The following is a 12,466-nucleotide window of genomic DNA, read 5'->3' on the forward strand; positions in this document are numbered from 1 at the left end:
CAAGTACGCTTGACAGACCTGTAAACTGTTGAAAGGAATTAAAATGACAAATAAAAATGCCTACGCCCAATCGGGCGTTGATGTCGAAGCTGGCTATGAAGTGGTTGAGCGGATTAAGAAGCATGTGGCTCGGACAGAACGTTTGGGTGTTATGGGAGCCCTCGGTGGTTTTGGAGGTATGTTTGATCTGACCAAGCTGGATGTCAAAGAGCCAGTCTTGGTATCTGGGACAGACGGTGTCGGCACAAAGCTCATGCTGGCTATCCAGTACGACAAACACGACACAATCGGTCAAGATTGTGTGGCCATGTGTGTCAACGACATCATCGCTGCAGGTGCGGAGCCACTTTACTTCCTCGACTACATTGCGACTGGAAAAAATGAGCCAGCCAAGCTGGAGCAGGTGGTTGCAGGTGTTGCGGAAGGCTGTGTCCAGGCTGGTTGCGGCTTGATTGGCGGTGAGACGGCTGAAATGCCTGGCATGTACGGCGAGGATGACTATGATCTGGCTGGCTTTGCTGTCGGTATTGCGGAGAAGTCTCAGATTATTGACGGCAGTAAGGTCCAGGAGGGCGACATTCTCCTCGGCTTGGCCTCAAGCGGCATCCACTCCAACGGCTATTCCCTAGTCCGTCGTGTATTTGCGGATGTTGCTGGCGACGCTCTGTTGCCAGAGCTCAATGGCAGAGCTCTAAAGGATGTCCTCTTAGAGCCGACCCGTATCTATGTCCAGCAGGTGTTGCCTCTGGTAAAAGCAGGGCTGGTCAACGGCATTGCCCATATCACAGGCGGTGGTTTCATCGAAAATATTCCCCGTATGTTTGCGGACAACCTTGCAGCTGAGATTGAGGAAGATAAGATTCCAATCCTTCCAATCTTTACTGCCCTTGAAAAATACGGCCAAATCAAGCACGAAGAAATGTTTGAAATCTTCAATATGGGTATCGGTCTGGTATTGGCTGTCAGTCCAGACAAGGTTGATAGTGTCTGTCAACTAGTTGACGAGGAGGTTTACACTATTGGACGTATCATCGCCAAGGAAGATAAGAGCGTGGTCATCAAATGAAACGAATAGCTGTTTTTGCCAGCGGGTCCGGCTCTAATTTCCAAGTCATCGCAGAGCAGTTTGAAGTAGCATTCGTCTTTTCAGACCGTAGAAATGCCTATGTCTTGGAACGGGCTGAAAAACTAGGTGTGCCAGCATTTACTTTTGAATTAAAAGAATTTGCGGATAAGCAGGCTTACGAAGAAGCCCTCATCCAACTCTTAGACAAGCACCAGATTGACTTGGTGGTCTTGGCAGGCTATATGAAGATTGTGGGACCAACCCTGCTGGCTCAGTATGAAGGTAGGATCATCAATATCCACCCAGCCTACTTGCCTGAATTTCCAGGAGCTCATGGAATTGAAGATGCCTGGCAGGCAGGAGTATCTGAAAGTGGCGTAACAGTCCACTGGGTTGATAGCGGTGTCGACACAGGACAAATTATCAAACAAGTCCGTGTGCCTAGACTAGCTAATGATAGTTTAGAAAGCTTCGAAGCCAGAATACATGAAGCAGAATACCAACTCTATCCAGCAGTCTTGGAGGAGTTGGGGGTAGTGAGGAGAAAATGAAAAAACATCAGGTAAAAGGATATTTATTAGAGCTTGTACTAGCAAAACTATTGAAAGTTAACGGGTATGATTTAGTTATAACTACAAGTACTGATATTGTACAACGAGGAAACGGATTGAACGTTAAAGGAAGAGGAGGATATCATCAATTTGATTCATTAGGAACATTTCGTATTACCCCACCTTTTGTTTATCCTATACGGTTATTTCTGGAGGCTAAATTTTATGCTGCAACCTATAAAGTAGGTATAGATCGAGTAAGGATGGGTGTTGGGATTTTACAAGATGTGAATACTAATTACTCTACAGTTCATATGACAAGTGTAGAGTTAGAATTGCCTAAATATAATTATAATTATGCTATTTTTTCTACTTCTGGATTTACGGACGATGCTCAAAGAATGGCTATAGCTCACAAAATTTATCTAATGGATTTATCCTCAGGCTGCTATAGTTGGATTAAAGACTTTATAAATCAAATTGTAGATAGATTATTTAATCTTCATAGTGTTAATGGTGAAAGTATTGGGAAAGATATTGTTAATGATTTCAAGGAAAAATTTACTACATGGATTGGTAACTTGAATGATTATTCATTGAATAATTGGATAGATATAGATTATCAAGACTCTGTTATTAGCGAATTTAAACATCGTTTAGAAGTTGTTGATAGTATTTATATAGCAAGTACAAAAAGTTCACAGATTATAGCGCTCATACCTGACAATGATGATAAATTTCGTGAATCATTACGTAGAAACCCACATCAAGATGTTACAATTACTTGGAATGAATCAGAGAATGGTACTTGGATAGTGAGACCTACTGTCGATAATGGAGAATATAGACTTACTTTTCAATTACCTCCGATTATACAAGATTATATTTTCAATAATTCAGTAAATCAATATGATAGTGCTTATGATGAAAAAAGAAGGTCATTTGGGTTACTGAGTTTTATTGCTTATCTGGATAATGAGAATCCAACTTTGTGTACGCTAAAATTTAATGAGGAAGAAACTAAAACTTTGGTAGGACAATATAATCATCAGTTAAGATTGGAGAGTAGAGATGACAAAACGTGCGTTAATTAGCGTATCCGACAAGGCAGGCATCGTGGAGTTTGCCCAGGAATTGATCAAACTTGGTTGGGAAATCATCTCGACAGGAGGCACAAAGGTTGCCTTGGATCAGGCAGGCGTAACCACCATCGCCATTGACGATGTGACCGGTTTTCCAGAGATGATGGACGGTCGTGTCAAGACTCTTCATCCGAAAATACACGGTGGTTTGTTAGCACGTCGGGATTTGGACAGCCACCTACAAGCAGCCAGCGACCATGAAATCGACTTGATTGACTTGGTGGTGGTTAACCTCTATCCCTTCAAAGAAACCATTCTGCGTCCAGACGTGACCTACGACTTGGCGGTGGAGAACATCGACATCGGCGGGCCGTCCATGCTCCGTTCAGCAGCCAAGAACCACGCCAGCGTGACCGTTGTGGTGGATCCGGCAGATTATCCGACGGTTTTAGGGGAAATTGCAGAGCAGGGTGAGACGGCTTACTCAACGCGTCAGCGATTGGCTGCCAAGGTTTTCCGTCACACCGCAGCCTACGATGCCTTGATTGCAGATTACTTCACCAAGCAAGTTGGTGAAGAAAAGCCTGAAAAACTTACCATTACCTACGACCTCAATCAGCCTATGCGTTACGGAGAAAATCCTCAACAGAATGCGGATTTCTACCAAAATGCCCTTCCGACTGACTATTCGATTGCCTCTGCCAAGCAGTTAAATGGTAAGGAGCTGTCTTTCAACAATATTCGTGATGCGGATGCGGCTATTCGGATTATTCGTGATTTCAAGTACCGTCCAACTGTTGTGGCTCTTAAACATATGAATCCTTGTGGTATTGGACAGGCAGAAACCATTGAACAGGCTTGGTATTACGCTTATGAGGCTGATCCAGTATCGATTTTCGGAGGCATCGTCGTGCTGAACAGGGAAGTGGATGCTGCGACGGCTGAAAAGATGCACCCGATTTTCTTAGAAATCATCATCGCACCGAGCTACTCGGCAGAAGCGCTAGCTATTTTGACCAATAAAAAGAAAAATCTTCGGATTTTAGAGTTGGCTTTTGATGCACAGGATGCGAGCGAAGTTGAAAAAGAGTTCACAGGCGTTGTCGGCGGGCTCTTGGTGCAGGATCAGGACGTGGTGGTGGAAAGCCCAACGGACTGGCAGGTGGTGACCGAGCGTCAACCGTCCGAGCAAGAGTGGGCGGCCATGGAGTTCGCTTGGAAGTCCTCCAAGTATGTCAAGTCCAACGGCATCATCATCACCAATGACAAGATGACCTTGGGCGTGGGACCAGGGCAAACCAACCGTGTGGCTTCCGTCCGTATCGCTATCGAGCAGGCCAAGGACCGTTTGGAAGGAGCTGTTTTGGCATCGGATGCCTTTTTCCCCTTTGCTGATAATGTGGAAGAAATCGCTGCGGCAGGAATCAAGGCTATTATCCAACCAGGTGGCTCTGTCCGCGACCAAGATTCCATTGACATGGCCAACAAGTACGGCTTGACCATGGTCTTTACAGGAGTCAGACATTTTAGACATTGAGAATTTAGAGAAATAGGAACACCCCAGCTGGAGAAGTTGGGGTGGTTTTTATAAAAATTCTTTATTAGATTTATTTTGGTTACTTGTCATTTTATGTTAGAATAAAACTAGATATTGGTTAATCATTTTTTATAGTTAAGGGGAAGGTATGTTATTATTCTCAACAATTTTAAATATTGATGAATCTTTAACTCACGATAAATTTATTGAGTTAGTGATTAAATGGAATCAAGGTAGCCCCCATACAGATAATGTTATTTCAGGGATTAATTGGTGTGGAGAGCGAAATATTAAATTCACCGACAAAAATTTATGGCTAGATATTCAGGAGTATCGGAATAAGAATATAATTGCAGTTCGTTTTGAAAAAAATGAAAATGGAATTATATGGGATACTGACTATGTTATGAATTTTGATACGATGAAAATGTCGGTTATTCTTGATAGAAGTTTCACAGATAGTGCAGAAGAGATTACCTATTCTTTTGCGACCCCGTATTTTATAACTCTGTTAATTAGAGAGGGGTATTTAAAAGATGATAAGGAATTAAAAATAAGTGATGTTCCAATTGAAATCACTGAAAAAAATATTCAAGACTTAGCTTCAATCATTAATGGTGATTCTGATTTTAGACTCCCGGTTGTGTATGTTTCAAAAACAAGTAGCAATCAATTTCCGTTGGATGTTTGTAAATTAGCTCGAACACTAAAAGGAGTTGCACATGTTTTTGTTCAAAATACAACTAGTACTAATTCGCAATTAAGAGAGCTATGCAATGGTAAGAATGATTATTCGGGAGCTGTGGGGATTTATTTTCCAAACCAAGTAATTCCAAATAAGCGCTTCATATATAGCAGCTATCAAAATGGAAATATTTCGCTCCGTAATAGAATAGTAAATTCAGTTCTAAATTACCATAATACATTGAAAATCGATGTATTATCAACCTGGCAAGGTGTCAATAATGCGTTGTTATATGATAAGTTGCAAAGTCAAAAACAAAAAAGAAATGCGGCGTTAATAGAGAAAAAAGATACCGAATCAATACTAGAAGAGTTTGATGAAGAATTGAAGGCATTAGAATTAAAAGTTAGGGAATTGACTCAGCGGAACGACAGGTTAATTTTTGAAAATCAAAGTTTAAAAGCGAAGGTCGGTTTACAATCAGGAACTTCTGTAATTGATATGGGAGCTGAGGAGGAATTTTTTGTAGATGAGGTAAAAGAGTTTATTTTATCAGTATTGAATAGTAATTTAGATAAAATGAATCCAGATTCCAGACGGTTTACAATTATATCTGACATTGTTGCTTCGAATAATTTTCAAGCATTATTGGAAGAAAAAAGTAATACTGTTAAGGATTTACTAAGTAACTATACAGGAATGACTACAAAATTAAGAAATTCTTTAAAAAATTTAGGATTTGATATACGAGAAGAAGGGAAACATTATAAGTTAATCTATTTTGGAGATAATCGCTATACGTTTACAATTGCAAAAACACCTAGTGATAAAGGCAGAGCTGGAAAAAACAATGTTTCTACGATTAACAAAAAAATTTTTTAATATCAATTTATAGGCTCGTTGAAAGCGAGTCTTTTTGATTTCACTTCAATAAAAATGCACAATTACCTGATTTATTTGGAATTTCTGGCTAGTTTCTTTTTGTAACAAATATAACGAATTAGTGACAAATGTGTTGGTGAGATGTCAAAAAATGTCGAGTCTAAGTCAGAAACTACAGTTGGGTTAAATCAGGCTAGAAAGCATTGAATTTCAGGAAAGTTTCAGTTACTATTAGAACCATCAAACAGAAAAGAAGGTTTCGATATGAAATGGAATAAACGAATTTTTTTAGCATCAACAATGGCTCTGACTATGTTCTCGAGTCAAGTGAAGGCTGACACCTTGAATTGGACGCCACGTTCGGTAGATGAGATTTCAGCTGATATTATTGCAAGTGGTAGTAAGGAAACCTACACCATTCAGTACGGTGATACGCTGAGTACAATTGCGAATGCAATGGCGATTGATATGGAAGTGTTAGCCAAAGTTAATCAAATTACGAACCTAGACTTGATTTTCCCAGATACTGTATTGACGACGACCTTAGATGCCAATCATCAGGTTACAGAGATTGAAATTGTGACGCCTGCGCCAGAAAATCCGCAGGAAACCGTTGAAGCGACGGTTGATTTGCAAATGAATGAGGTTGTTATTGAAAGCAAGTCCAATAAAGTGGTTGTCGAAAATAAGACAGTTGATTTGAATCAAGTAGAAGTGACAACGGATGCGAGCGAAGAAGAGGCTGCAGAGCCAAGTTCAACGGAAGCACCGACGGTAGAGACTGCAACAGAAGAGCAAGAAGCTTCTGTGGAGACTCCTGTTGCTCAAGTAGCTCCCGCCACTGAAGAGCGTGCGCCGGCTACTGTTGCATCGACTGATAGCTTTACTTCACAAGAAGCAGCAACGACATCGTCATCTACTTCGACAACAACTGCAACAAATACAATCATCAGTTCAAGCGCTGAAAATGCAGGTTTGCAAGCGCACGTCATTGCTTATAAAGATGAAGTGAAGGCTCTCTTTGGGCTGACTACTGTTGGTGGTTACCGAGCTGGTGATTCTGGAGACCATGGTTCAGGTTTGGCCCTTGATTTTATGGTTCCCGAGAGTTCAAGCCTTGGAGATCAGATTGCTGAGTATAGTATTGCCAATATGGCTTCGAAGAAAATTTCCTATATCATTTGGAAGCAGCGATTTTACTCACCATTTGCCAGCATTTATGGCCCTGCCTATACCTGGAATTTGATGCCTGATCGTGGTAGCATTACAGAAAATCACTATGACCACGTCCATGTTTCCTTTAATCAATAATCAAAAAAGCTCCAAGGGAGCTTTTTGTTATGGGTAAATGTATCCTGTGACACCATCAGCAACAGGATTGAACCAACCACGGTAGTCGTTGATATTTTGGTTGTAATTGTAGTTTGATTCCCTAACTCGAATGCGCGTTGTACTAGAAACCTCTGTTACGACCGCTACGTGTCCATAACCCCCTCCAGTCCAGACAGCGATAGCACCAACACGTGGTGTTGTACCAGTCTGAAAGCCAGCATTTCGAGCTGAAGAAAGCCATTGTTTCGCATTTCCCCAATAGTTGCCAACCCAAGGAGCAAGTTGCTTCGCCCCCCAGGTACACTGTCCCACAGGATATTTGTTTGGGGTATAGTTTTGGATAGTGGCTGGTTTGGGATTTGTAATAGAGACAGAGTTAGCGATGTATCCTACTCTGCTATTGTCTTGGTAAGTAATATAGACGTGGTTTTTATAGGTCCCTGTTTTATAACTATGTTCAGCATAGTCAATATTTGCAGTATATTCTCCATTTACATTTGTTGGCGTGCGCCATTTAATATTACTTTGATTGGCTTCAGACCAAGTTGCAATCTCTACCTTTTTTATTCTTTTCGAAAATTCTTTTTCACGAATCTTAATAGAATAGGTTCCTTTTTGTTGGTTGATATTTAAGACTGTAATGTCAGGTTTTTCGATGTTGGGGAGTTGATTGCCAGCGATTTGAATTGAGGTTCCAGATTTGCCCTGAAGTTGAGAAGTCCTTGTTTTGGAATAGATATGGAGATGGTATTTCCCAGTTTCAAAATTATGATTTTTAAGTGGAATATCCAGGGAGAAAATTCCATTTGTTTGCCTTGCTGCACTGTACCAAATAATGTCATCTTGACCAGCTAAGTCAGTCCATGTTGGTACCCTGATTTCAGTAACCTCGCTGGGGATATTAGAAATTGAGACATGTAAATATCCAGGTTTGTCAACAGACAGTTTTGTCTGATAATGCGATGTGATAGGAGTCATTACTTCAGCTTGTTTAAATGTGTGTGACATGGGAACTTGCCCATTTAAAGAGCCTCCATCCGTTCGAGTATATAGATGAATGTGGTACAGACCGGCGATATTCTTGTGATTACTAAAATCTACGTCCACAAAGAATTTCCCAGACATATCTTTTTTGGCTGAGTACCATTTAATATCATCTTGTCCATTCTCATCAGACCAAATAGGTACTAAAACTTCGACGACATTCTGAGGGATGTTTTCAATTAGTACACTGAATCGCCCAGCATCGGATGGTTTTACTGTCATCACCGGAGCGCTATTGGTTGCTGTATTTTCAATCTGCCCGACTGTAGTTGCTGGGGTGCTTGTATCGCTAGTGGCATGGGCGACAGATACTGAAAGTAGACTGGCAGCTAGGATAGCTGTTGAACATAAAAATGATGTGTATTTTTTCATTTTTTTACCTCCTACCTAATTGTTCGGTAAAAATTGAGAAAAAAGAAAAAAATCCAAGTAAATTATGATAAACTGAATATTTCTGTTAAAATAAGAGTGTAAAATCCGTTTTTGAGGTGTGAAAAAATGAAACTTTTGGTTGTTGGGTCTGGTGGTCGTGAACACGCTATAGCAAAGAAAATGTTAGAGTCTGAACGGGTGGGACAGGTCTTTGTTGCTCCTGGTAATGACGGAATGACCTTGGACGGTATCGAGTTGGTCAACATCGGAATTTCCGAACATTCCGCTCTCATCAACTTTGCCAAGGAAAATGATATTGCTTGGACTTTTGTTGGTCCAGATGATGCTTTGGCAGCAGGTATCGTTGATGATTTTGAACAGGCTGGGCTAAAAGCTTTTGGCCCGAGTCGTCTAGCCGCGGAGCTGGAGTGGTCAAAAGACTTTGCCAAACAAATCATGGTCAAATACGGCATTCCAACAGCAGCCTTTGGCACATTTTCCAACTTCGAAGAAGCCAAAGCCTACATCGAAGAGCAGGGGGCTCCAATCGTGGTCAAGGCGGACGGCTTGGCACTGGGCAAGGGCGTAGTCGTGGCAGAAACCGTCGAGCAGGCTATCGATGCGGCACGGGAGATGCTCTTGGACAACAAGTTCGGCGACTCGGGTGCCCGCGTGGTCATCGAGGAGTTCTTGGCGGGCGAGGAGTTTTCCCTCTTTGCCCTGGTCAATGGCGACCAGTTCTATATCCTGCCGACAGCCCAGGACCACAAGCGTGCCTTTGACGGCGACCAAGGTCCCAACACAGGCGGTATGGGGGCTTACGCTCCTGTTCCCCACCTGCCTCAAAGCGTGGTAGATACAGCGGTTGACACCATTGTCAAGCCTATTCTGGACGGCATGATTGCGGAAGGGCGGTCTTATATGGGCGTGCTCTATGCTGGTTTGATTCTGACCGACCAAGGTCCCAAGGTTATCGAGTTCAACGCCCGTTTTGGCGACCCAGAAACTCAGATTATCCTGCCTCGTCTGACCTCCGACTTTGCTCAGAACATCGACGACATCCTCCACAAACGTCCTACACAGCTGACTTGGCTGGAAAGCGGCGTGACGCTGGGTGTAGTCGTGGCTTCAAACGGCTACCCACTGGACTATGAGAAAGGTGTGGAGTTGCCAGCGAAGACTGAGGGCGACATCACGACCTACTATGCAGGGGCTCGTTTTGCGGAAAATAGCAGAGCACTGCTATCAAACGGGGGTCGGGTCTATATGTTAGTCACCACAGCAGACACCGTCCAAGAAGCCCAAGAAAAAATTTACTCGGAGTTGAAGAAACAAGACACGACAGGCCTCTTTTATCGGACAGATATTGGAAGTAAGGCCGTGAAATAAGGGATAAAGAAAAGGAAAGACAAGCATGAACATTCCAATTTCCATCATCATGGGCTCTAGTTCCGACTGGAAAACCATGAAAAAAGCAGCCGATGTGCTGGACAAATTTGGCGTAGCCTATGAAAAGAAAGTGGTATCTGCCCATCGCACGCCAGACCTTATGTTCCGTCATGCTGAGGAAGCGCGTGGCCGTGGCATCAAGGTCATTATCGCAGGAGCGGGTGGTGCGGCTCATTTGCCAGGTATGGTGGCAGCTAAAACAACCCTGCCTGTTATCGGTGTCCCTGTCCAGTCTCGTGCCCTCAGCGGTGTGGATTCGCTCTATTCTATTGTGCAAATGCCAGGTGGCGTACCTGTTGCGACCATGGCAATCGGTGAAGCAGGTGCGACCAATGCGGCTCTGACAGCTCTTCGCATTCTCTCCATTGAAGACCAGACTATCGCGGCTCAGCTGGTAGAATTTGCCAAGGAGCAGGAAAAAATTGCGGAGGCGATGACAGATGACCTCATCTAAGACAATCGGAATTATCGGCGGCGGTCAGCTGGGGCAGATGATGGCTATTTCTGCTATTTACATGGGTCACAAGGTCATCACGCTGGATCCTGCAGCGGACTGCCCAGCTTCCAAGGTCAGCGAGGTTATTGTCGCTCCCTATCACGATGTGGCGGCCCTCAAACAGTTGGCGGAGCGGTGTGATGTCCTGACCTACGAGTTTGAAAATGTCGATGCCGACGGACTGGACGCGGTCATCAAGGACGGCCAGCTCCCTCAAGGGACAGACCTCCTTCGCATTTCTCAGAACCGCATTTTTGAGAAGGATTTTTTGGCAAAAAAAGCTGGCGTGCAAGTCGCCCCCTACAAAGTCGTCACTTCTAGCCTAGACCTAGAAGGGCTGGACCTCAGCAAAAACTATGTCTTAAAGACAGCGACTGGGGGCTATGATGGACATGGTCAGAAGGTTATTCGAGAAGATGCGGACTTGGTAGAAGCCAGCCAACTAGCCAACTCTGCCGAGTGTGTTTTGGAAGAGTTTGTGAATTTCGACCTGGAAATCTCCGTCCTTGTGTCTGGGAATGGCTCCGACTACACCGTCTTTCCTGTGCAGGAAAATATCCACCGCAATAATATTCTTTACAAAACCATTGTGCCTGCCCGTATTTCTGATGAACTTGCTGAAAAAGCCAAAACTATGGCTATGCAAATCGCAGACAAGCTCCATTTAGCAGGTACCCTATGTGTTGAAATGTTTGTGGCAAGGCAGGATATTCTGGTTAACGAAATTGCCCCTCGCCCACATAATTCAGGACATTATTCTATTGAAGCCTGTAATTTTTCACAGTTTGATACCCATATCCGAGGTATTTTAGGGTTGCCTTTACCTCCGATTCGTCTGCTTTCACCAGCCGTTATGATCAACGTCCTCGGACAAGACATGGAAGCAGTTCAAACCTTTCTTCGAGAAAATCCTACCGCCCATCCCCACTTTTATGGTAAACTAGAAGCAAAGCACAATCGCAAAATGGGACACGTGACAGTGTTGGGGGATAAGCCAGATGGAGTTGAAGAATTCTAGGAAGAAGTAAAAATGAGCGAGTTTTATAAAAAGCGTATTTATTATTATAATAATTGGCCGATTGTTGATAAATTTGAGGCAGAGAGTGAGTATTTTGATTTAGTACAACAAATTAAAAAATCTCAGAGAATATTTATTCCGTTTACTCTGCTAGATTGTGATGAAAAAAATTTCAATATTGCCCTTTCTTTCATAATTGATGCTTTGGAATATATAGAAACTAAACCTAACCATTCGTTTGAATTTATGTTCAAAAGTTTTGATAATATCTCTAAAAAATTATATTCTGATAATAAAAGTGAAACTAATAATATAACAGAAGTAATAAGATGGTTGTCAAGTTACTTAGATAATATTTTTAGTACTGATCACAACTTATCTAAAGCATTTGAAAAACTTATAAGTATAATTCCGCTTAAGTCATGTCAATATTTATATCTTAAGATTAGTGAGAGAGATAGTAGAGTGAGAGCTCGTTTAAGGACTAACACTACTTTTAATAATCAAGTAATTGAAAATATAAGTATGAAGTATGGGAGTCCTGATTTTTCTAAATATGAAGCTTCTATAAGGAAGCCAAGTTTGCTTTACAAGAGATATCTTTTAAATGGGAAAACATTCTCAATTGGTAGTACTAGTTTCAATTTAAATCATGAAGAAGTAATTTTCCTTTTATTATCAGGTTATATTTATTCGTTACGTAATGATAGTTTACATGGAAGTAATATGTCAATTACAAAAAGTAGTAAGACTAGTTTGGCAACTTATGCAAATAGTTTCTTTGCATTCATGTTTCTTTACTATATAGTAATGATAATCTTTATTGAGAGATACTACCATGGTACTACAGAACAATATAGTCGTTTGGTAGAGAATATGGAGATTAATTGTCGTTCATATACTAAAATGTTCGGTAAAATATTGGATAATTAATGTAAGAATTTTAAATTAG

The 12,466-nt window shown here is 41.9% G+C and carries 11 protein-coding genes; 10 read left to right on the forward strand and 1 reads right to left on the reverse strand.

Annotated features, from left to right (window positions below):
- Positions 1-43: 43 nt before the first annotated feature.
- From purM to PXH68_RS00265, 6 genes are all read left to right on the forward strand, one after another.
- A complete protein-coding gene (gene purM, locus PXH68_RS00240) occupies positions 44-1,066 on the forward strand; it encodes a phosphoribosylformylglycinamidine cyclo-ligase (protein WP_248028181.1) in 1,023 nt (340 codons plus the stop codon).
- On the forward strand, positions 1,063-1,617 hold the full coding sequence (gene purN, locus PXH68_RS00245) for a phosphoribosylglycinamide formyltransferase (protein WP_248028182.1): 555 nt from the start codon (positions 1,063-1,065) through the stop codon (positions 1,615-1,617). The genes purM and purN overlap by 4 nt, the downstream gene beginning before the upstream one ends.
- Positions 1,614-2,711 carry a hypothetical protein gene (locus PXH68_RS00250; protein WP_248028183.1) on the forward strand — a complete coding sequence of 366 codons (1,098 nt, stop codon included), beginning with the start codon at positions 1,614-1,616 and terminating at the stop codon, positions 2,709-2,711. Before purN ends, PXH68_RS00250 begins: the two co-directional genes overlap by 4 nt.
- On the forward strand, positions 2,689-4,236 hold the full coding sequence (gene purH / locus PXH68_RS00255; protein ID WP_248028184.1) for a bifunctional phosphoribosylaminoimidazolecarboxamide formyltransferase/IMP cyclohydrolase: 1,548 nt from the start codon (positions 2,689-2,691) through the stop codon (positions 4,234-4,236). Before PXH68_RS00250 ends, purH begins: the two co-directional genes overlap by 23 nt.
- Before the next feature lie 148 nt (positions 4,237-4,384).
- On the forward strand, positions 4,385-5,803 hold the full coding sequence (locus tag PXH68_RS00260; RefSeq protein ID WP_248028186.1) for a hypothetical protein: 1,419 nt from the start codon (positions 4,385-4,387) through the stop codon (positions 5,801-5,803).
- Between the two features lie 264 nt (positions 5,804-6,067).
- Complete coding sequence (locus tag PXH68_RS00265) at positions 6,068-7,114, forward strand: LysM peptidoglycan-binding domain-containing protein (RefSeq protein ID WP_248028188.1); 1,047 nt, start codon at positions 6,068-6,070, stop codon at positions 7,112-7,114.
- Between the two features lie 27 nt (positions 7,115-7,141).
- Here the strand turns inward: PXH68_RS00265 and PXH68_RS00270 are convergent, their stop codons facing one another.
- Positions 7,142-8,551 carry a GBS Bsp-like repeat-containing protein gene (locus tag PXH68_RS00270; protein WP_248028190.1) on the reverse strand — a complete coding sequence of 470 codons (1,410 nt, stop codon included), beginning with the start codon at positions 8,549-8,551 and terminating at the stop codon, positions 7,142-7,144.
- A 126-nt stretch (positions 8,552-8,677) separates the two neighbouring features.
- Between PXH68_RS00270 and purD the strand changes: the two genes are divergently transcribed.
- Genes purD through PXH68_RS00290 form a run of 4 tightly spaced genes read left to right on the forward strand, consistent with a single transcriptional unit; the run spans position 8,678 to position 12,447 of the window.
- Positions 8,678-9,940 carry a phosphoribosylamine--glycine ligase gene (gene purD / locus PXH68_RS00275; RefSeq protein ID WP_248028191.1) on the forward strand — a complete coding sequence of 421 codons (1,263 nt, stop codon included), beginning with the start codon at positions 8,678-8,680 and terminating at the stop codon, positions 9,938-9,940.
- Between the two features lie 25 nt (positions 9,941-9,965).
- Entirely contained in the window at positions 9,966-10,454 is a 489-nt protein-coding gene (gene purE / locus PXH68_RS00280) for a 5-(carboxyamino)imidazole ribonucleotide mutase (RefSeq protein ID WP_248028193.1), read from the forward strand.
- Entirely contained in the window at positions 10,441-11,514 is a 1,074-nt protein-coding gene (gene purK / locus PXH68_RS00285) for a 5-(carboxyamino)imidazole ribonucleotide synthase (protein ID WP_248028194.1), read from the forward strand. Before purE ends, purK begins: the two co-directional genes overlap by 14 nt.
- Positions 11,515-11,526: 12 nt before the next feature.
- Positions 11,527-12,447 carry a hypothetical protein gene (locus tag PXH68_RS00290; protein ID WP_248028195.1) on the forward strand — a complete coding sequence of 307 codons (921 nt, stop codon included), beginning with the start codon at positions 11,527-11,529 and terminating at the stop codon, positions 12,445-12,447.
- Positions 12,448-12,466 lie beyond the last annotated feature (19 nt).

This window comes from Streptococcus sp. 29896 (genome assembly GCF_032594915.1).
Lineage (GTDB): Bacteria > Bacillota > Bacilli > Lactobacillales > Streptococcaceae > Streptococcus > Streptococcus suivaginalis.

What these genes read in the sequence shown, in the direction of transcription:
- purM (WP_248028181.1), top strand. Translation starts at nt 44, where the DNA reads ATGACAAATAAAAATGCCTACGCCCAATCGGGCGTTGATGTCGAAGCT.
- purN (WP_248028182.1), top strand. Translation starts at nt 1,063, where the DNA reads ATGAAACGAATAGCTGTTTTTGCCAGCGGGTCCGGCTCTAATTTCCAA.
- PXH68_RS00250 (WP_248028183.1), top strand. Translation starts at nt 1,614, where the DNA reads ATGAAAAAACATCAGGTAAAAGGATATTTATTAGAGCTTGTACTAGCA.
- purH (WP_248028184.1), top strand. Translation starts at nt 2,689, where the DNA reads ATGACAAAACGTGCGTTAATTAGCGTATCCGACAAGGCAGGCATCGTG.
- PXH68_RS00260 (WP_248028186.1), top strand. Translation starts at nt 4,385, where the DNA reads ATGTTATTATTCTCAACAATTTTAAATATTGATGAATCTTTAACTCAC.
- PXH68_RS00265 (WP_248028188.1), top strand. Translation starts at nt 6,068, where the DNA reads ATGAAATGGAATAAACGAATTTTTTTAGCATCAACAATGGCTCTGACT.
- PXH68_RS00270 (WP_248028190.1), bottom strand. Translation starts at nt 8,551, where the DNA reads ATGAAAAAATACACATCATTTTTATGTTCAACAGCTATCCTAGCTGCC.
- purD (WP_248028191.1), top strand. Translation starts at nt 8,678, where the DNA reads ATGAAACTTTTGGTTGTTGGGTCTGGTGGTCGTGAACACGCTATAGCA.
- purE (WP_248028193.1), top strand. Translation starts at nt 9,966, where the DNA reads ATGAACATTCCAATTTCCATCATCATGGGCTCTAGTTCCGACTGGAAA.
- purK (WP_248028194.1), top strand. Translation starts at nt 10,441, where the DNA reads ATGACCTCATCTAAGACAATCGGAATTATCGGCGGCGGTCAGCTGGGG.
- PXH68_RS00290 (WP_248028195.1), top strand. Translation starts at nt 11,527, where the DNA reads ATGAGCGAGTTTTATAAAAAGCGTATTTATTATTATAATAATTGGCCG.